A 19,789-nucleotide genomic window follows, 5' to 3' on the forward strand; every position below is an offset into this window, starting at 1 on the left:
GGCAGCCAAACGACAAGGAGCTTGCAACCGACGCATTTTACATCCGCAGCAACGTGGCCAGCACGGCATCCACAGCCAGGGCCATGCGCCCAAAATCGAGCTTCTCGATGCTGTCGGTCGCGTGGTGGTAATTGCGGTTGCGGAAGAAGGCCGTATCGGTGAGCATTAGGGCCGAGTAGCCGAACTGCCAGTAATTGAGGTGGTCGGAGAAATCGATGCCGGGCAGCGCGGCGGGGGCCTGAAAGCGGCGCACCGGCAGCTGGGCCACGCGCTTGTAGGTGCGCGCAAAGGGCCTACTAAAGCTGCCGTTGCCGAATTTGCGCACCGTGGTGACGTAGTTGCCGCGGCTGCCATACACCAGCTTCAGCGGGCCAAACGGGTAGTGCTGCGAACCTTTGCGCTCATCAAAATACCCCAGCATCTCCAACGATACCATGCCGAGCACCGGCACCTTAGCATCGTGCAGCGACTTGGCGTGCACGTAGCTGCCCATTTGCTTGGTGCGGAAGTACGGCGGCTCTTCCAGAGTGTAAGCCACCAAATCGATGCGGTGGCGCAGCTGCTTTTCTTGGCCGATCAGGCGGGCCAATTCGAGCAAGCTGGCCACGCCCGAACCGTTGTCGTCGGCGCCGGGTTGGGTACCGCACACATCGTAATGGGCGCCCACAATTATCCTAGGGGCATCGGCAGGCCCAAACGAGCCCACCACGTTGCGGTAGGTATTGCCGCCGGCCTGGTAGGGTTGTTCGCTCACGCGGGCACCGGCCGCTATGAGTTGGCGCCCTAGGTATGCGGCTACGCTGTCGAGCACAGGCACCTGCTCGTGGTTGCGGGGTTGGGGTGTGCCCACGAGGTACGCGAGGTGCCGGCGCAGCCGCGCCGAATCGGCCGACACACCGGAGGCGCTTGCCGCGAAACCGCTTGCCAGCAGGCCGGTAAGCATCAACAACCAAAAAAGCATAAACTGCCAAGCAATTATTCGAACCCGAAATGGCTTCCAAGTTATCCGTTCCGCGAACAACCCCGGCGCGAGTTCTCTTTATCCTGCTTGCAGCGCTTGTATACTTTCATACTGAGGCCAGCGAACCAATGCTGATGGGCTTGCAGATAGTATTAGGTATAACGCTGCTGATTGTCTACCTCTTTCTTGAAATTATTTACGCCTACAATCCGGTTGCCATTAGGCGTGTTTGCTCGCCGCTACTAGGGGCTTTGGGTGGCAGTTTTCTGCTGATGATACCCATCTGGCGAGTACAGACTTACATTACCAAGCAACGCGCAAACCGCATCATCGATCGGCTGGAGCTGTTCCGGAAGGAGCGCGGCCACTACCCCGATTCGCTGGCCACGCTGGTGCCCGCATACCTGCCCAACGTACCCAGCACAGCAGAGGGCCTGCTGAAAGCCCGGCCGTTTGTTTACCGTGTGCCGCCCAATTCCGCGTTTCCGGGCGAAGCTAAACCCCGTGCCACCAGGTATTTGCTAGCATATTACGCCGGCACGATGGTCGATGTCAGCTACGACAGCGCCACCGGCCAGTGGCAGGCCGAGGATTAAGCACGGCAATTTCGCGGCAAAGCGAGAACTTCGGGCGCCAATCCTGTTTGCTGCTCATGCCCAACCCCGCCCCCACTGCTTCGTTTCGCACCATCACGCCCGGCACGCTCAAGGGCCCCGAGTGGCACCAGTTTATGCTGGGCGCCGTGGCACCTAGGCCCATTGCCTTCGTGAGCACCATCGACCGCGAAGGCAACGTGAACCTGAGCCCGTTCTCGTTTTTCAACGTGTTCAGCTCCAACCCGGCCACGCTCATTTTTTCGCCGGCCAATCGCGTGCGCGACAACACCCAGAAGCATACGCTCTACAACGTGCGCGACGAAGTGCCCGAGTGCGTCATCAACATCTGCGACTACCCGCTGGTCGAGCAAATGTCGCTGGCCTCCACGGAGTACGAGCGCAGCGTAAACGAATTCCGGAAAGCGGGCCTTACCGAGCTGAAATCCGATGTGGTGCGGCCGCCGCGCGTGGCCGAGTGCCCCGTGTCGTTTGAGTGCGTGGTGGAGCAGGTAATTGCCATTGGCAACGAGCACGGCGGCGGCAACCTGGTGGTGTGCCGCGTGGTGCAGTCGCACTTTCGCGAAGATATTTTGCTGCCGGGCAACGCGGGCGTCGATCCGCATAAGTTTGACGCGGTGGCCCGCCTCGGCGGCGACTGGTACTCGCGCGTCATCCCTGAAAGCTTGTTTGAGGTGCCCAAGCCCAACCGCAACAAAGGCATCGGCATCGACCAATTGCCCGAGCACATCCGCAACAGCGACGTGCTTACCGGCAACAACCTAGGGCGCCTGGGCAACATCGAGCAGCAGGCCCTGCCTAGCCCCGAGGCTGTGGCGGCTTTCCGCGACGAGCCTTTAGTGGCTTACACCCTAAATAAGTACTGCGACAACCCCGCTGAGCAGCGCCAACAGCTAATGCTGCTGGGCCAAAAACTACTGGAAGAAGGCCGCGTTGAGGAAGCCTGGAAGGTAATGCTCCTGGCGGCGGAGTAAGCTCTGCGACCTAGGCAAAGGTTTAACACAAAAAAAGCACCCGGAGCAATCCGGGTGCTTTTTTCGTAGTAGGTACGCCAGTACTTAGCCGCAGTGCGGGGTACCGAGCTTGCCGTTGTTGTAGCGGTCGAGGCGCTCGGTGAGGTAGCTAGTCGAGGATGGTGACAAGTAGCCTCCGCCGCCTATCACACGGTCGCCAATTAACTTGTCGGCTGCTTGGATGTCCCTTGACACGGGCGAGACGCCGTTGCACTTAGCCACATTGAGCTTAGCCGCAATGAGTTGGTGCGCCAACGAAATTAAGCCGTTGCCCTTTACCGGCGTCCTCAAAATAGCTAACAACTGATCCTTGTTATAAGTGGTGTTGCCCAACACAAGCTCCTGAACAGGCCAAGCTTCAGGGTGATTTTTCCAGTAACCTTGGGTGTAGGTGCAGCAATTGCTCGGCGGCGGTGTGCTCGTAGTACGGCAGAACGTGAGGTTGTCGATGCCCATGGACCCACCAACAATTACCGTAATGGAGGTAACATTTGGCACATTGCCCAGGTCGACAACGGCCACGCCGTTGGAGCCGGTAGCTGGAAACTCAACGGTCTTAAGTAAGGTAGCTCCGTTGTAAAGCAGCGCGCGGCCGAACTCGCTTTCCGAAGCTTCGATGTCGATTACCGTTATTGACTTAGCCGTAACGGAGCCCACGCTACTGAAGTCGAACATGATTGTGCCGAAATCCGAAGCGGTACCGTTAAAATCGTCGTCGTTGGGCTCAGATACGGTTGGAAAATGCTTGTAGTCGTGAAGTACTAAAATATTGCGTAGGTTGGTTTTGTTGGAGGCTCCATCGCTGGTCGGGTACCCATTATTTACCTTTCCAGGGCCGCCGAAGAGAATATTGGGTGTGCCCAAGTCTTCGTCTTCGCCGCTGGAGAGCGGGTTGGTGCTAAACACCACTGCCTCATTCGCCTGCGTGTAGTGTGGATTTTCGGCCCGTACGCCCACCGACGCGCCGTTAACCGATTTGATAGTACTGCCCTCCGCGCCCAGCAGCGTACCCGCAGCAACATTGTTGAAGGTGATTGTATCTGCAACGCAGGTACTGGCAAGGTCGTTAGCGGCGGCCTCCGAAGCGGGTGTTCGGTTTGGCTCGAGGTCGTTTTTCTGGCAGCTTGATACCAGCAACAAGCCAGTAGCAAGCAAGGCAATAGCGTAGTGTTTCATGAACTTGGGGTGTGGTTGGGTAATGTGCGTGCAATCGAAATCAGGTTTTCGGCAGGCGGAGTACCAATCGCACCGTTCAAGGCGCAGGGGGGCTCATTGGAGGAGTAATAGTTAATCTATAAATATTAATGCCTCATAGCAAGCTCATCGCGGCCCAAGCAGTACCATTGCCCAGCGGCCATACCCTGTTCAGGTTATCATCTAACTACTTACTATAGTGGCTGTTACAGACATATTACCAGCGTACTTCGACTCACGGTTATTTTCAACATATTTGAACGCAAGCCACAAAGGGCTCGGCCCGGCTGCGCTTAAGCGCAGCCGGGCCGAGCCCTTTGTAAACCCTAGGTGTTGCGAAGCCTTAGTTGCGCACGGCAATCATCAGGCCGAGCTCTTTGTAGCGCAGGTTGAAACGGCGGGCAATGGTGGCGTTGGTAAGCGAGCCTTTGTAGAGGTACACGCCCGAGCGGAAGTGCTCGTCGGCAAACAAGGCTTCGTTGATGCCGCCGTGCTGGCTGATTTCCTGCAGAATGGGCATGAAAATGTTGCTCAGCGCATTGGTGGCCGTGCGCGGCACGCGCGAGGCAATGTTGGGCACGCAGTAGTGAATCACGTCGTACTTGCGGAACACCGGCTTGCTGTGCGTGGTGATTTCGCTGGTCAGGAAACAGCCGCCCTGATCAATGCTCACGTCGATGATAACCGAGCCCGGCGACATGGTGCTCACCACGTCTTCCGACACCATAAACGGAATGCGGCCCTCTTCGGCGTTCAGGGCGCCAATCACCACGTCGGCGCGGCGGATTTGCTGGTTGAGCGTGAAGCCGTCGAACGTACTGGTGAAAAGCTGCGGCGCGCCTAGGTTTTGCTTAAGGCGGCGCAGCTTGTAGAGGTGGTTGTCGAACACCTTCACGTCGGCACCCAGGCCAATGGCGGCGCGGGCGGCGTACTCGGCCACCGTGCCGGCACCCAGGATAACCACCTGCGAGGGCGGCACCCCGGTGATACCACCCAGGATAATGCCTTTGCCTTCGTTGGAACGGGCCAGGTACTCGGCCGCAATCAGCATTACTGTGGAGCCGGCAATTTCGCTCATGGCCCGCACCACGGGCTTGGCGCCCGAAGGGTCCTTTATGAGCTCGAAGCTGATGGCGTTGATTTTCTTCCGTTGCAAAGCCGCGAGGTACTCTACGGTAAGTGAGCCAAACTGCAGGGCCGAAATGAGGGTTTGGCCGGCGTGCAGGTGCTCCATCTCGTCGAGCGTGGGCGGGGCAATTTTCAGCACCACATCGGCCTCGTACACCTCTTTGGCCGTGTACACCACGCTGGCGCCGGCTTCGGAGTAATCATGGTCGGAGTACTTGCTGGGTTCGCCGGCGCCGCTTTCCAGCACTACCTCGTGGCCCTCGTTTACGAGGTGCTTTACCGCTTCGGGCGTGAGGCCGAGGCGGTTTTCCTGCAAGGAAGTTTCGCGGGGTAAGCCAATGAACAGCTTGCGGCGGCGGGTTTCAACGGCCAGCATGGATTCCTGGGGCACGTAGGCGCGGCCAGGGTTCGTCGCCAACGACGAAAAGCCGGGTGGTAGCTGTTCGGGCATTCTTGCGGGGGAGTGGTAGCTCGGTTAGGCGGGGTGGGCGGATGCGGAGTAACCTAGGTCGTTTGGCGCTGCACCTGCACCCGCCGCGACTCGGGCCCGGTTACCTCCACGGTAACGAGCAGCCGATCGGGCGGTAGCAGCAGCTCAACGCGACTTGGCCACTCTATCAGGCAAAGATAACCAGAATCGAAGTACTCCTGTGCCCCAATTCGTTCGGCTTCTTCCACCGAATCAATGCGGTAAAAATCGAAATGGTACACGGGGCTGTTGCGGGCGTCGCGGTACTCGTTCACGAGCGAGAAGGTGGGGCTGCTCACGTCGTCGTGCACACCTAGGGCATTGCACAAGGCCCGGACAAGGGTGGTTTTGCCGGCGCCCATCTCCCCTTCTAGCAACACAATGGGGCACTGCTCGGCTTCGATGGCGGCCCGCAGTTGCCCGGCAGCAGCGGCCAGGGCGCCGAGCGTGGGTATCTCGATGGTGGTGGTTGGCATACCGCAAAAGTACCGGTTCAGCTCCAGCCGCCCCGCAGCCGAGGTGCCACGGCTACAAAAACCACCCCGAGGCATAACTTGCAAGGCCCACGCCCGGCCGGGGCGCTGCGCACCTGCACCTGCTGAACACCAAACCCATGCAAGTTTCGAAAATGGCCGGCAGCCTGATCGGCTCCGAAATCATCAAAATCGGCAACGAGGTAAACGACATGATCCGGAAGGGGGAGCAAATCTGCAACCTCACCATCGGCGACTTCGACCCGAGCATTTACCCGATTCCGGCTGAGCTGGCCGCCGAAATAACCCAAGCGTACCAGGCGGGCAACACCAATTACCCGCCCGCCAACGGCGTGGCCGAGTTGCGCCAGAGCGCTGCCGATTTTCTGCGGAGCCGCCTAGGTCTCGACTACTCCCCCAACGATATTCTGGTGGCCGGCGGCTCGCGCCCGCTCATCTACGCTACCTACCTGGCCCTCGTCGACCCCGGCGACAAGGTGGTTTTCCCGGTACCCTCCTGGAACAACAACCACTACTGCCACCTCTCGGGCGCCGAGGGCGTGATGGTGGAAACCTCGCCCGAGAACAATTTTATGCCCACCGCCGCCGAGGTAGCGCCGCACCTGCCGGGCGCTACGCTGCTGGCCCTCTGCTCGCCGCTGAACCCGACGGGCACCATGTTCGCGCAGCAAGACCTGGAGGAAATCTGCGACTTGGTAATTGCCGAAAACAAGCGCCGCGGCCCCGGTGAGAAGCCCTTGTACATTATGTACGACCAGATTTACTGGTTGCTCACCTTTGGCAACACCGCGCACTACGACCCCGTGAACCTGCGCCCCGAGCTGCGCGACTACGTCATTTACATCGACGGCATTTCGAAGGCCTTGGCCGCCACCGGCGTGCGCGTGGGCTACGCTTTCGGCCCCAGCAACATCGTCGACAAGATGAAGGCCATTCTAGGTCACATCGGGGCGTGGGCACCCAAGGCCGAGCAAATGGCCACGGCGCACTACCTGCCCCAGCAGGCCAACGTGGACAACTACGTGGGCGGCTTCCGCGAGAAAACCCAGCAGAGCCTGGATGCGCTGTACCGCGGCCTCAAAGACCTGCAGCAGCAGGGCTACGCCGTTGATGCCATTGTGCCCATGGGTGCCATTTACCTCACCATTAAGCTCGATGTGCTAGGCAAACGCACGCCCGCGGGCCAGGTGCTCAGCTCCACCAAGGAGCTTACGTCGTACCTCATCAGTGAGGCGCGGGTGGCCCTGGTGCCGTTCAGCGCGTTTGGCACCGAAGGCACCGCGCCCTGGTTCCGGGCATCGGTAGGCGGCGCTTCGTTGGAGTCGATCCGGGCAGCTTTGCCGCGCCTCCAGGCCGCTTTGGATGCGCTGCAGTAAGCCGCAAGCAGCGTACCCTACTAACGCAAACGACGACAGCCCGGGCCGTGCCCGGGCTGTCGTCGTTTGCAAGCCCTAGGTGCCCCTAGGGCCGAGCGTTGCAGCAGGGCTATTGGGGTTGCTCGGGCTTGTTATCGGCATCGGCAGCCTGCTGGTTTTCGGTGCGCCGAAGCCGTACCAGTTCCCGGGCGCGGGTATCGATGTAGAGCTGCTCTACTTTCTCGCGGGCCCAGGGGGTGCGGCGCAAAAAGTTGAGGCTCGATTTTTTGGTGGGGTTGTTGGCGAAGCAATTGATGCGGATGCGGTAATCCAGCTCTTCCCAGCTGTAATGCGCCAGCAGGTAGTCGAGTATTTGCACCAGCGTTACGCCGTGCAGCTCGCGCACGAGGTGGCCGTTGTCTTCGCGTACGTCGGAGTAATTGATGTATGCCATTGTGCTACAAAGAACGCTAACGCGGCAGATACGGACACCGCCACGGTTCGTTTTTGAACACTGCGTCCGGAACCGGACACTTATTTGGCAGCACCGCGTTGGCCGTTCACTAGTAATCAATTGCAAAACAGAACGTTACCGGTTTGGCATTCTTCTTGGCTTAGTAGCCCTGCACAGCTGCTTACGCGTGCATTACCGGACAGCAGCTGGCCCCTCAGCCCCATTGCTCAGCAACCACCTAGGGCGTTGGTCTGAAAACGACTTACCTCCGATGCAACTTCTATGACATGTCATAGTCTTTTTATTCGCTGATCCTCGCCTGCCACCGTCATGCTTTCCAACATCGTTTTCTATTCGCTCGACCGGGCTATCCGGAGCTACCGCCGCATGGCGCAAGCCAATATCGACCGGGCGGGCGTCAACATCACCATCGATCAGTGGCTGGTGTTGCGGGTGCTGCTGGAGCACGACGACCTGACGCAAAACGAAATTGCAGAACACGTTTTCAAGGACCAGGCCTCGGTGGCCCGCATCCTGGCCTTGCTTACCCAACGCGGGCTGCTCTCGGCCGTGCCGCTGCCGCACGATGGCCGCCGCACCCAGTTGCGGGTAACCGAAGAAGGCCACCGCATCCTCGACGCGGTGCAGCCCATCGTGAACGACAACCGAAAAACCGCGCTGGCTGGCATTTCCGACGACGAACTGGCCCAGTTGCGCAGCTTGCTGGAGCGCATCACCCAGAACTGCCACCCTCCTGCTTAATGCACTAACTGCGTGCATATGAGCCATTTGGCGCATTCATAAAATTTTCTCCTAACTGACATTACAACAAATACGAACACTTTCGTACGTTTGCTACGAAGCCTTTCGTAAGGTTTTCCACTTCTCTCCTCAGCTCAACAGCCAACCCTCATTCAGCTATGAAACTTCCGCTACCCTACGTCACATCCCTAGGTCCGCGCGTGGCCCTGCTGCTCCTGGCAGGCCTGGCCACCCACCGCTCGGTGCAGGCGCAAAACGCGGCTACCGTGAGCGGCAGCGTACGCTCGGCGGCCGGCCCAGCCATCGACTACGCCACCGTAACGCTGCACCGCGCCGCCGACTCGGCGGTGGTAAAAACCGAGTTCAGCGACGACAAAGGAGCCTTTCGGTTCGAGCAGGCCGCAGCGGGCCAGTACCTAATTTCGGCCTCGCAGCTGGGTTTTGTGCGGCAATGGTCGCAGCCGTTTGAGATGGCCGGCGCAAGCGTGCAAGTGCCTGCGCTTTCGTTGCCCGTAAGCGCCACCACGCAGCTGAAAGAGGTGAAAGTAACAGGCCAGCGCCCCACGTTTGAGCGCGAAGCCGACCGCACCATCGTGAACGTGGAAGGCAGCACGCTCGCCGCCGGCAACACGGCCCTGGAGGTGCTGCGCCGCTCGCCCAACGTTACCGTCGACAACAGCGACAACATTGCCCTGCGTGGCCGCCAAGGCGTGATGGTGCTGATTGACGGCCGCCGCATGCCCATGACGGGCCAGGAACTGGCCGACTACCTGCGCGCCCTGCCGGCCGAGCAAGTCAAAAACATCGAACTGATTACCAACCCGCCGGCTAAGTACGAGGCGGCTGGTTCGGCGGGCATCATCAGCATCAACCTCAAAAAAGACCAGCGCCTGGGCACCAACGGTACCTTTACGGGCAGCTACGGCCGCAGCATCTACAATAAGTTTAACACCGGCCTGAGCCTGAACCACCGCCGCAAAGGCGTGAACGTATTCGGCTCGCTGAACGCCTCCGACCGCGAAGGCATTGCCAAGCTCGACATCACCCGCAACTTTTACCGCGAAGGCGACCGGGCAACGCCGGGCGCCCTGCCCTTCCGCATCACGGAGCAGCAAAACCGCAGCCCCATCGAGCTGCGCTCCTTGAGCTGGAAAGGCGGCCTCGATTACAACCTGGGCGAGCGTACGGTGATTGGCGGCGTGGTAAGCGGCCTTACCAACCGCGTGGTGCAGGATGGCACCAACTTTACCACCATCTACGGCCCAACGCGGGCGCAGCAAACCGACCGCTTTCGGGCCGATAACTTCCGCAACTCCACCAACCCCAACTTTGCCGGCAACCTCAACTTCCGGCACACCTTTAAAGATTCGTTGGGCCTGCGCGAGCTGACGGCCGACGCCGACTTTGCCCGCTACATTACCGACCGCCGGCAGGAGCTGCGCATCTTCCGCGACAACCAGCTGGGCGAAGTAACCCTAGGTGATCAGGACGGCCGCCTCACCATTCAGTCGGCGAAGGTTGACTACGTGCAGCCGCTCAGCAAGGCGCTGCGCTTTGAGGGCGGCGGCAAAGTCAGCCACGTGTACTCCGACAACAACGTGGTGTTCACCGACGGCGAGGGCAACATCGACCTAGGGCGCACCAACCGCTTCCGCTACGACGAGAAGATTTACGCCGGCTACGTCAACTTCAACTACAAAACCGACAAGTACACCCTGCAGGGCGGCTTGCGCGCCGAGGGTACCGATGCCGAGGGCAAGCAAGAAGTGATTCAGGAAGGCGTTGACCCCGACTTCGAGCGCAATTACTTTCAGCTGTTTCCGAGCGCGGCGCTTAAGCGTGCGTTTTCGGACAAGCACGAAACCTCGCTTTCGCTTAGCCGCCGCATCGACCGGCCTTCGTACGGGCAGCTCAACCCCTTCCGGGTTATCATCGACGCCAACACCCGCGGCGAAGGCAACCCCGAGCTGCTGCCCCAAACCAGCTACAACCTGGAGCTGACGCACACATTTAAGCAGAAGTACAGCGCGGGCCTGAGCTACAGCATCACCGACAACCCCATGGTGGGCGTGGTGCGGCCCGAGTCGGCCACGAGCGTGAACGTGGTTTCGACCAGCAACAACCTCGACAAGCAGTACTACTACGCGCTTACCCTTACGGCGCCCGTAGAAATTGCCAAGTGGTGGAATATGTACAACAACGCCGTGTTCTACTACTCGCGGTTCAAGGGCAACCTGGTGGGCACCAACCTCAACGCCGGCCGCATGACGTACACGCTCAGCTCGAACCACAACTTCCTGATTGGCAAGGGCTGGAGCGCCGAGCTGAACGGCAACTACCAAGCGCGCGAGCTGTACGGCTTTTTGGATGTGCAGCCCCTAGGTCAGGTAGCAGCCGGGGTACAAAAGAGCCTGTGGGACAAGAAGGCCAACCTGAAGCTGAGCGTTGCCGACATCTTCTTCACCTCGCCGGTGCGGGCCACCTCTGCCTACGCCAACTACGTCGAGAACTTCTACCAGCGGCAAGACTCGCGCCAGGCTACGCTCTCCTTCACGTACCGCTTCGGCAACGATAAGGTGGCGCCCACCAAGCGCCGCCAAAGCGGCGCCGAAGACGAAAAGCGCCGTGCTGGCGGGGGCAGCTAAGCCCTTGCTGCCGCCCGAAATCTGAAAGAATAAACCTAAAGCGCCCATTGGTAGCGCAACGTGCCTTGAGGCACGTTGCGCTACCAATGGGCGCGTTCGTGTTAGTTAAGCCCGTAGCTAACGGCAACGTAGTACAAGCCGCCCACGCTCGGCCCGCCCAAAAACGATTCGTAGTACCGGTTGAGCAGGTTGGTTGCGCCTACTTTCAGGCGCACATTGGGTGTGGGCACTTGGTAGCTTAGCTGCGCATCGAGGGTGGCGTAGGCAGGTACCGTGCCGGTAACCAGGAAAGTTTGCGAGTGGTAGCTGGCTTGCCACCGGTAGTTAATCCCGAAGCCCAGGCCGCGGTAGGCGTTTTCGTTACCTAGGCTTAGGTTGTAAATCCAGCGTGGGGTGTTGAAGCCGTCTTCCAGCCCGTCGCCCGATTCGGTGCGGGCCAGGCGGGCGTAGGTTGCGTTGGCGCCGGCCAGGTAGCCGCCCGGCAGCTCGTAGCGCACGCCCGCCGAGCCGCCGTAGTTGTACACTTGGGTTTGCGAGTTCGTCCAGAGGCGGTAGCGGTTTTGGGTGGCGCGGTTGCTGAGGTAAATCGCGGCCGAATCGGGGTTGTTGGTTTTGGGTACGTAGGCCTCTACCTGCGCAATAAAGTCGCGGTAGCGGTTGTAGTAAAAGTCGACATCGAGCAGCAGCCGGCCCTGGGGCAGCAACGCGGCTTTGTAGCCCAGCTCGAGCGAGCGAATATGTTCGGGCCGCAGATACGTGTACGGGTTTCGGCGCAGCAGCCCTTTGTTGCTCTCGATGGCCTGGCGGCGCTTTTCGGCGGCCGGCGCCGAGCTGGTATTGGCGTTTACCGCGGCCGTAACGGCGGCGTTAAAGGCATCGATGCTGCTGCGCAGGTAGCTGTTTTCGAACACCCCGTCCGACATCACCCGCAACCCGCCAATGCGCTTCACCTGGCCGCTGTTCACGTTCGAGAAGCCCTCGAACAAGCTCGGAAAACGGTACCCGCTTTGGTAGCTCAGCCGGAAGTTGTGCTGCTGCCCCCCGGGCGACACCACCGCCGTAAAGCGCGGGTTCAGGCGCAGCCGGAAATAGTCGTTTTTATCGGCGCGCACGGTGGCCGTAAGCCGCAGGGCATCGTGCCACAACCGGGCGCCGGCCTGCACAAAGCCGCCGGTTTTGCGGTAGGCAAGGTTGCTGAACTGGTCTTTTTTCGGATCGGGGTTGATGAAGTAATTGCCATCGGGCACGATTACGTACGTACGGTGATCGAGCCCGGCCCGGAAGTCAAGAAAAGCCGGCAGCCGCGGCAACAGATTGTTGCGCAAAGCCCGCCCTAGGTCGGCTTGCGCTTCGGCGTGCAGCAGGTCGGCGCGCACGCGCAGGGCGGCTCCCTGGTCCCAGTTGTTGATATCTTGCAACTCGCGCAGCTTTTGCCGAAAGGCCTCGGTGCCGGGTTGCAGGCGGCCGGCATCGGCAGCGGCGCGGGCGGTGGCGTGGGCCTCCTCCACCGTTTGGCCGGCTTGCACGGCCGCGTTCCAGGCGGCGGCGTAATCGCGGTTCCACTGGGCGTCGGGCTTGTGGCTGCGGTCGAGGTTTTCGGCCATGCTGCGCAGGTTGTAACTGCGGCCGGTGTTTTCGCGCGTCAGGTAAGCGCGGGCTTGCACGGTGGGCGTGGCAAGGGCCAGCGCATGTTGCTGCAGCACGTAATCCTGCAGCCGAAAGCGGTTCGAGCGTTGGTACACGTTGTCCAGGCGGGCCACGCGATAGGTGTAGGCCAGCTCGGTGCGCGCATTCGGCCGAAAGTGCAATGCCGCGTCGCCTTTCAGGTTGCGCAGGCGGTAGTCCACCACGTCCTTTTCGAGGTAGCCCGTGCGCGCCACGGCGTAGCTTTTGCCGCCCAGGTTCAAGGTGCTTCGGTTCGACGACTCGTTGCCGTATCCGTTTACGGGGTCGTAGGCGGGGTTGGCGGGGCCGCCCGGCAGCCCGGCCGTGGTGTTGCCCTGCGGGTACAGGTCGGCAAGGTCGTTGGCAATCCAGTCGTAGCCGCGGGTGTAGGTGCCGTTCAGCTTAAAGGCCCACCGGGTACCTAGGGCCCGGGCGTAGCGCAGGCTGGTTTCGGCGTACAGCTTGGCCTGGCTGCTGGCATCGCCTAGGTGGTTAACACCGGTTTTCTGCTGCAGGCTCAGGCCTTCGGAGGTAAAAGGGCTTTTGGTGCTGAAGTTGGCCAAGCCATTGATGGCGCTTAGCCCGTACAGCGCCGCAGCCGTGCCGGGCACAATCTCCACACTGGCAATATCCAGGTCGCTGGGGCCGAGGGCATTGCCAATGGGCCCGCCGATGTGCGGCGCCTGGTTGTCAACGCCGTCCACCAGCTGCGCAAACCGCACGTTGGTGGTGTTGGCAAAGCCCCGGGCGTTTATCACCTTAAAGCCGAGGCTGGGCGAAATCACTTGCACGCTCTTCACCTGCTCAATGGCCTCGAAAAACGACGGCGCGGGCGCCAGGCGCAAGTCGCGGGCAGTTAGCTTTTCCACCGTCACCGGCGACTTCAGCAGGCTTTCCTCTACCCGCGAGGCGGCCACCACTACCTCACCTAGGGCAATAGGCCTGCGGGTGGTGTCGGTTGGGCTGGCTTTGGCTTGCGCGGGCGTTTGCGCTTCGGCAGCCCTTGTGGGCCAGGCCGCTAAGCACGCCACCGTGGCCATCGGCCAAAACACACGTGAAGGGTTGCTCATCAATAGCTACTAGGTGCCCCAAAGGCCACCGGCTGCAAAGAACGCCAACGAACGCAAGCTTCGCGGCCACGCCAAGGCATCAGCGCTGTTTTCGCATGATGCGCACGCCGAAATCATTGAGGGCCAACATTTCCTTTCTGTTGTAGAACACGCTGTTGTATTCCATTAAATCAAAGCACCTGCCCTCGTTGATGGTGTAAGTAATGTCGAGCGTATCGGTGTCGCGGGCGCTGAGGCGCAGGTAGGCGCGTACGTCGTCGCGGCCGTTGAAGGCCTGTTTGATCGGCGCGAGCGTAACCCCGTAACCGTTGTCGTAAATCTCCAGCTGCTGTACTTCGTTTACATCGGAGCGCCCGCCCACGAACAGCCGTACCGAATCGGGGTGGTACTGCCCGGGCCCGATACCGATGAGGTTACGCCCCTGCCGATCGAGCAGCACGAAGCGCAGCGAGTCGTCGGCGGGCTCGTCGTTGCTGCATCGGTCGCAGCCGGCCAGCGTGCCTAGTACTGCCGGGAGCATCAGCCAGGCAATTGGTAGTTTCATCTACTTAAATATAAAAGGGCGGGCTTGCGCGAAAACCAAACCAATGCGTTGCCCGCTCGTTCGAATCGGGCGCTGGTTATTCCATCGGGGCAGCAACTCGAGCCGGCCTATACCTAGGAAACGGTCGGTGGGGCCTTCAATTCATAAGCGGCCGTTTACGCGGTAGCTGGTAGCATCGGGTAAGAGGTCTTTCATTGTAGAGTTAGAAAGACGGGAAAGTAATTGAAAACCTTTCTGCAGCAGGTGCACAGCAGAATGAACTAGGTGCTTATGCTACGCTATTAATACTCAACCCAAGGCATTTCATCCGTCGAAGATCAACAACAGTGTTAAAGTAGCAATTGCCACCATCATCTACTTCCACGACTTTTCTGCGCCACTCGGTGCCGTTAAGCGGTTTGCAAAAACAATTTACCCATACCTTTTTTTCCCCTTTGCCATTGTAAAAAGCAACTAGCTGGCGTTTGTAGTTGGGAAGGTTAATGATAAAGTCAGATTCTTTAAGTGTTATTTTAGGATGCGTTTCTCGCATCTTCTGCAGTTTAATGCGTTGCTCAAGATTGTGCTTGCTTACACATACATTAAGCAAATACTCTGTAAAGACTATTTCCTGTGCGGTAAGAGAAGCTCCTTTAACCTTTGATAACCGGTGTTTATCTCGCTCTAAATCATATGGGATTACCGTGAATCTGGAAGAATCCAAAGGCGGTAATCCTTGATTTGAAGGAAAGGAATTAATTGCTGCTTGGGCATTAGTCTTTGTTTCACGACCGTTCTTGTCGTGACAAGCCGTATTGGCTAACAGCATGACAACCAACACTAGTGTAGACGCTACACGCATCATTGTAGTTTAGGAAATAGAAACGGCAGCTTTAAGAGAGCTGCCGTTTAATTTAAAAATTCAATTAGTTACGCCCCTTTCGGCGAAAGCGTGATGTACGGAATAATGCACTCCTCCAACGAGATACCGCCGTGCTGGAAGGTATCCTTGTAGAAATTAACGTAGTAGTTGTAGTTGTTGGGGTAGGCGAAAAAGTAGTCACCTAGGGTGAATACGTACGCCGTCGAGACGTTTTCGCGGGGCAAGAACACGCGCTCGGGCTTGCGCACCACGTACACATCGCGCGATTCGTCGAAGCCCAGGTTTTTGCCGTGCTTGTAGCGCAGGTTGGTGTTCGTGTTTCGGTCGCCCACAATTTTGTAGGGGCGCTTGCAGCGAATGGTGCCGTGGTCGGTGGTGATGATGAGCTTGCCCTTTTTGTCGGCAATCTGCTGCAGCATCTCGTAGAGAGGCGAGTGCAAAAACCACGAGCGGGTGATTGAGCGGTACGCCGATTCGTCGGCAGCTAGCTCCCGAATCATGGCCATGTCGGTGCGGGCGTGCGAGAGCATGTCCACGAAGTTGTAGACGATGACGTTCAGCTTATAGTTGTTGTGGAGGTTGGCCATTTTGCCCAGCAAGTCTTTGCCGGCCTGCAGGTTGGTAACCTTGTTGTAGCTGTACTTGTGTTTCTGGTTGGCCTTCTGGAACATAATTTCCATGAACTCGGCCTCGTGCAGGTTTTTGCCCTCGTCGTCGTCGTCCCAAACCCACAGGTTGGGGTACTTCTTCTGGATTTCGCCCGGCATCATGCCCGAAAAAATGGCGTTGCGGGCGTAGGCCGTGGTGGTAGGCAGAATGGAGTAGTACATTTCTTCCTGATCCACCGTGAACATCTCGGCAATGATCGGCTCGAGCACCTTCCACTGGTCGTAGCGCAGGTTGTCGATGAGCAGGAAGTACACGGGCTGGTCGCCGGTTTCCTTCAGCAGCGGAAACACGCGCTCTTTAAAGAGTTGGTGCGACATCAGCGGCGCGTCGTCAGACTCGTCGTTTACCCACTCTTCGTAGTTCTCCGTGATAAAGCGCCCGAAGTAGGTGTTGGCTTCGTCCTTCTGCATGTTGAAGACGTCGGCCATGCTTTTGCCCTCCGTCTCGTTGATTTCCAGCTCCCAGTACACCAGCTTCTTGTACACATCGGCCCATTCCGAGGGCGAGAGGCGGTCGGAGAGCTGCATGCCAAGCTGGCGGAAGTCGCGCTGGTACGAGCTGTTGGTTTTTTCCGACACCAAGCGGTTGTAATCGAGCACCTTTTTCACCGACAGCAGAATCTGGTTCGGGTTGACGGGCTTGATGAGATAATCCGCAATTTTGGAGCCGATGGCCTCTTCCATGATGTGCTCCTCCTCGCTTTTGGTAATCATAATCACCGGCAGCGTAGGCCGCGCAGCCTTAATCTCCGACAGCGCCTCCAGGCCCGTAATGCCGGGCATGTTCTCGTCGAGGAATACCAGGTCGTAATTCTGCGCCTGCACCTCTTCGATGGCGTCGGCGCCGGAGTTTACCCCGGTTACGTCGTAGCCGCGCTCCTTCAGAAACAGGATGTGCGGTTTCAACAGATCGATTTCGTCGTCGGCCCAGAGGATATTGTAGCGTTGCATGCAGTTGTTTTCAAGTGTGGTTTGTGAGGGCCAACCGGCCCGGTGCGGCACGAATGCGCAAGCCCCTAGGGCCGCTTGCACCGCGCAACCTAACGCATAGTGGCGTATTAATGATACAGTCGCTGAGGCGCTGCAGTGGGTTGCTCTAAGCTTAGATAACCCCGATTGGCGCCTAAGGGTTGCATTGCCAATGTGTTGGACCAACAGCCAAGCCCAAAGTTTACCCGTCAGCTGCCTCGAAAATTAGCCTTGCCATATGCTTGGCAAGGGCCCTAGGTGCTTCGGCAAGGCCTTGGCTCCGGCAAGCCCTGAGGGCCTTCGCCACCTAGGGTTGCGCAGGCAGTGGCCGCTTGCAACGCGCAGCAGCGTTCCTGAAAAATGAATGAGCGCAGCCCTTCGCCGCGTATTTGCGTTAGGTATGCCGTACTTTTCGCCGGCTATTCCGGTCCTTCCTCCTGCTGCGTGAACAAGCGTAAAATCCTCAACGACCCGGTTTACGGGTTTGTATCGGTACCCACCGACCTCATTTTCGACCTCATCGAGCACCGCTACTTTCAGCGGTTACGCCGCATCAAGCAGCTGGGCCTGACCGATTTTGTGTACCCCGGTGCCCTCCACACGCGCTTTCACCATGCCCTAGGTGCCATGCACCTCATGTCGCTGGCCCTGCGCACGCTCAAGGACAAAGGCGTACGCATTACGGCGCAGGAAGGCGAAGCGGCCCAAATAGCCATTCTGCTGCACGACATCGGCCACGGGCCCCTCTCCCACGCGCTCGAGCACGCTTTGTTCGAGGATGTGCCGCACGAGCAAATCTCGCTCCACCTGATGGAGCTGCTAAACGTGGAGTTTGAAGGCCGCCTGCAACTAGCCATCGACATCTTCCGGGGCACCTACCCGCGGCCGTTTTTCCATCAACTGGTAAGCAGCCAGCTTGATATGGACCGGCTCGACTACCTCAACCGCGACTCGTTTTACTCCGGCGTGAAGGAAGGCCAACCGGGCGCCGACCGCCTTATCAAAATGCTTACCGTGAGCCCTGACGAGCGGCTGGTGCTGGAGGAAAAAGCCGTGTACAGCATCGAAAACTTTTTGGTGAGCCGCCGCGTGATGTACTGGCAGGTGTACATGCACAAAGCCGTAACCTCGGCCGAGCAAATGGTCATCCGCATCATGGAGCGCGCCCGCGACCTGGCCCGCGCCGGGGTGCCGGTGCCCGCCTCGCCCGAGCTGGGCTACTTTCTGGCCAGCCCCGTGCAAATGCTCGATTTCGAGCAGGACGCCAGCATTATCCAGCGCTTCGTACGCCTCGACGACGTAGATATTTGGGCTGCCGTGAAGGTGTGGGCCGCTCACCCCGATTTTGTGCTTTCCTTCCTGGCGCACAGCCTGCTCGAGCGGCACTTGTTCAAGATTACCCTGTCCTCCGAGCCCTTTGAGGAGGATTTTCACCTAGGGGTAATCGAGCTGATTGCGGAGCATTTCAAGCTGAGCATGGAAGACGCGGGCCAATTAATGATCAAAGGCCGCATCAGCAACAACGCCTACGACGCCGGCGGCGACACCATCAACGTACTCACCAAGCGCGGCCATGTAATCGACGTAGCCGAGGCCTCCGATTTACCTAACATCCGCTCGCTTAGCCGGCGCGTCGAAAAGTACTACGTGTGCTACCCCAAAGAAATAACCCAGGGGTAAGCGCTGCGGGGACGACTGCCAGGGCTTGGGGCCGCGCCTGGCTGCGGCGGAGTCCGTGCCTGACAACGAACAACCGACAACTTCTTACTTTTGCCGCCTATGGAATTTACGGTAGGCCAGATTGCGGGCATCCTGAACGGCTCGGTAGAAGGTGACTCTGCCTTGCGCGTGGACCGGCTGGCAAAAATCGAAGAAGCCCGCGCTGGCGCCGTGGCCTTTTTGGCCAACGCCAAATACGAGCCCCACCTCTACTCCACAGCGGCCACGGCGGTTATTGTTAGTAAAACCCTGGTGCTCAAGCAGCCCGTGCAAGCTGCCCTCATTCGGGTCGACGACCCGTACCTAGGGTTTACCATGCTGCTCGAGTTCTACCAGCAGTTTACGCGCGCTGGCAAACGCGGCGTGGAGCAGCCCTCGTTTGTGGGCCAGGGCTCCGAAATCGGCGACGAAGGCTACCGCGGCGCTTTCTCCTACGTGGGCGAAAACTGCCACATCGGCAAGGGCGTGCTGATTTTTCCGCACGCCACCATCGGCGACCGGGTGCGCATTGGTGAAGGCACTATTGTGTACGCCGGCGCCAAAATTTACCCCGATACGGTAATCGGGGCGCGCTGCGTCATCCACGCCGGTGCCGTCATCGGGTCCGATGGGTTTGGCTTCGCGCCGCAGCCCGACGGCTCGTACCGCCCCATTCCGCAAATCGGCAACGTGGTGCTCGAAGACAACGTGAGCGTGGGCGCCAACGCAACTATCGATTGCGCCACCATGGGCTCTACCATTATCCGCGAGGGCAGCAAAATTGACAACCTCGTGCAAATTGCGCACAACGTGGAGGTAGGCCGTCACACCGTAATTGCCTCCCAAACGGGCATTTCGGGCTCCACCAAAATCGGCGACTTTTGCGTGCTGGCTGGCCAAACCGGCCTTGCCGGGCACCTCACGCTAGCCAACCGCACCACGGTTACGGCGCAGTCGGGAGTGGGCAAATCCATCAAAGAAGAAGGCCAGTTTTTGCAAGGTTCCCCCGCCTTCAATTTGCGCGACAGCCTGCGGGCCAACGCAGTTTTTCGGCACCTGCCCGAGCTCGAGCGCCGCTTGCTAGCCCTGGAACGCGCCCAAGCCAAGCCAGACGAGGCGGAAAAGTCATAGCTTTGCGGCCGACTTCAGGAGTCAGAAGCTAGGAGTTGGGAGCTAGAAGCGGGCGCGTTCCGGTTCGGCCCCTACCGCTCCGGCCTCCTAGCT

Annotated in this window: 16 protein-coding genes; 7 read left to right on the forward strand and 9 right to left on the reverse strand. The window is 59.2% G+C overall.

Annotation, left to right across the window (positions count from 1 at the left end):
• Positions 1-37 precede the first annotated feature (37 nt).
• Entirely contained in the window at positions 38-961 is a 924-nt protein-coding gene (locus D3Y59_RS05300; RefSeq protein ID WP_119444104.1) for a M28 family peptidase, read from the reverse strand.
• Positions 962-1,233: 272 nt separating this feature from the next.
• Here D3Y59_RS05300 and D3Y59_RS05305 point away from each other — a divergent pair, with 272 nt between their 5' ends.
• Both D3Y59_RS05305 and D3Y59_RS05310 read left to right on the forward strand, forming a co-directional pair.
• On the forward strand, positions 1,234-1,557 hold the full coding sequence (locus D3Y59_RS05305; RefSeq protein WP_162910575.1) for a hypothetical protein: 324 nt from the start codon (positions 1,234-1,236) through the stop codon (positions 1,555-1,557).
• Between the two features lie 56 nt (positions 1,558-1,613).
• On the forward strand, positions 1,614-2,549 hold the full coding sequence (locus D3Y59_RS05310; RefSeq protein WP_119444106.1) for a flavin reductase family protein: 936 nt from the start codon (positions 1,614-1,616) through the stop codon (positions 2,547-2,549).
• A gap of 84 nt (positions 2,550-2,633) precedes the next feature.
• Here the strand turns inward: D3Y59_RS05310 and D3Y59_RS05315 are convergent, their stop codons facing one another.
• From D3Y59_RS05315 to tsaE, 3 genes are all read right to left on the reverse strand, one after another.
• The gene (locus D3Y59_RS05315) at positions 2,634-3,764 is read right to left on the reverse strand and encodes a hypothetical protein (RefSeq protein WP_119444107.1); all 1,131 of its coding nucleotides are present in this window, start codon (positions 3,762-3,764) and stop codon (positions 2,634-2,636) included.
• A 361-nt stretch (positions 3,765-4,125) separates the two neighbouring features.
• On the reverse strand, positions 4,126-5,361 hold the full coding sequence (locus D3Y59_RS05320; RefSeq protein WP_119444108.1) for an alanine dehydrogenase: 1,236 nt from the start codon (positions 5,359-5,361) through the stop codon (positions 4,126-4,128).
• Between the two features lie 53 nt (positions 5,362-5,414).
• Positions 5,415-5,855, reverse strand: coding sequence for a tRNA (adenosine(37)-N6)-threonylcarbamoyltransferase complex ATPase subunit type 1 TsaE (tsaE, locus tag D3Y59_RS05325; protein ID WP_119444109.1), 441 nt, complete (start codon positions 5,853-5,855; stop codon positions 5,415-5,417).
• 137 nt (positions 5,856-5,992) lie between these two features.
• Here tsaE and D3Y59_RS05330 point away from each other — a divergent pair, with 137 nt between their 5' ends.
• Positions 5,993-7,249 (forward strand): pyridoxal phosphate-dependent aminotransferase, encoded by a 1,257-nt coding sequence (locus D3Y59_RS05330; RefSeq protein WP_119444110.1) that lies wholly within the window; start codon positions 5,993-5,995, stop codon positions 7,247-7,249.
• 109 nt (positions 7,250-7,358) lie between these two features.
• Here the strand turns inward: D3Y59_RS05330 and D3Y59_RS05335 are convergent, their stop codons facing one another.
• On the reverse strand, positions 7,359-7,682 hold the full coding sequence (locus tag D3Y59_RS05335; protein WP_119444111.1) for a VF530 family protein: 324 nt from the start codon (positions 7,680-7,682) through the stop codon (positions 7,359-7,361).
• A gap of 330 nt (positions 7,683-8,012) precedes the next feature.
• Here D3Y59_RS05335 and D3Y59_RS05340 point away from each other — a divergent pair, with 330 nt between their 5' ends.
• Together D3Y59_RS05340 and D3Y59_RS05345 are read left to right on the forward strand one after the other, a co-directional pair.
• A complete protein-coding gene (locus tag D3Y59_RS05340) occupies positions 8,013-8,444 on the forward strand; it encodes a MarR family winged helix-turn-helix transcriptional regulator (RefSeq protein ID WP_119444112.1) in 432 nt (143 codons plus the stop codon).
• Positions 8,445-8,602: 158 nt separating this feature from the next.
• Positions 8,603-11,089, forward strand: a complete 2,487-nt coding sequence (locus tag D3Y59_RS05345) for a TonB-dependent receptor (RefSeq protein WP_119444113.1) — start codon at positions 8,603-8,605, stop codon at positions 11,087-11,089.
• A gap of 101 nt (positions 11,090-11,190) precedes the next feature.
• Here D3Y59_RS05345 and D3Y59_RS05350 read toward each other — a convergent pair whose 3' ends face one another.
• The 4 genes from D3Y59_RS05350 to porX all read right to left on the reverse strand — a co-directional run bounded on the left by D3Y59_RS05350 (position 11,191) and on the right by porX (position 16,849).
• Complete coding sequence (locus tag D3Y59_RS05350) at positions 11,191-13,824, reverse strand: TonB-dependent receptor (RefSeq protein WP_240410542.1); 2,634 nt, start codon at positions 13,822-13,824, stop codon at positions 11,191-11,193.
• 79 nt (positions 13,825-13,903) lie between these two features.
• Positions 13,904-14,344, reverse strand: a complete 441-nt coding sequence (locus D3Y59_RS05355; RefSeq protein WP_205590874.1) for a hypothetical protein — start codon at positions 14,342-14,344, stop codon at positions 13,904-13,906.
• A gap of 292 nt (positions 14,345-14,636) precedes the next feature.
• Positions 14,637-15,212: a hypothetical protein gene (locus D3Y59_RS18225; RefSeq protein ID WP_162910576.1), complete on the reverse strand. Its 576-nt coding sequence runs from the start codon at positions 15,210-15,212 to the stop codon at positions 14,637-14,639.
• Between the two features lie 65 nt (positions 15,213-15,277).
• Positions 15,278-16,849: a T9SS response regulator signal transducer PorX gene (gene porX, locus D3Y59_RS05360; protein WP_119444116.1), complete on the reverse strand. Its 1,572-nt coding sequence runs from the start codon at positions 16,847-16,849 to the stop codon at positions 15,278-15,280.
• Positions 16,850-17,311: 462 nt separating this feature from the next.
• Between porX and D3Y59_RS05365 the strand changes: the two genes are divergently transcribed.
• Both D3Y59_RS05365 and lpxD read left to right on the forward strand, forming a co-directional pair.
• The gene (locus D3Y59_RS05365; protein ID WP_119444117.1) at positions 17,312-18,547 is read left to right on the forward strand and encodes an HD domain-containing protein; all 1,236 of its coding nucleotides are present in this window, start codon (positions 17,312-17,314) and stop codon (positions 18,545-18,547) included.
• Positions 18,548-18,646: 99 nt separating this feature from the next.
• A complete protein-coding gene (gene lpxD / locus D3Y59_RS05370) occupies positions 18,647-19,696 on the forward strand; it encodes a UDP-3-O-(3-hydroxymyristoyl)glucosamine N-acyltransferase (protein WP_119444118.1) in 1,050 nt (349 codons plus the stop codon).
• Positions 19,697-19,789 lie beyond the last annotated feature (93 nt).

Source organism: Hymenobacter oligotrophus (genome assembly GCF_003574965.1).
In the GTDB taxonomy this organism is placed as follows: Bacteria; Bacteroidota; Bacteroidia; order Cytophagales; family Hymenobacteraceae; genus Solirubrum; species Solirubrum oligotrophum.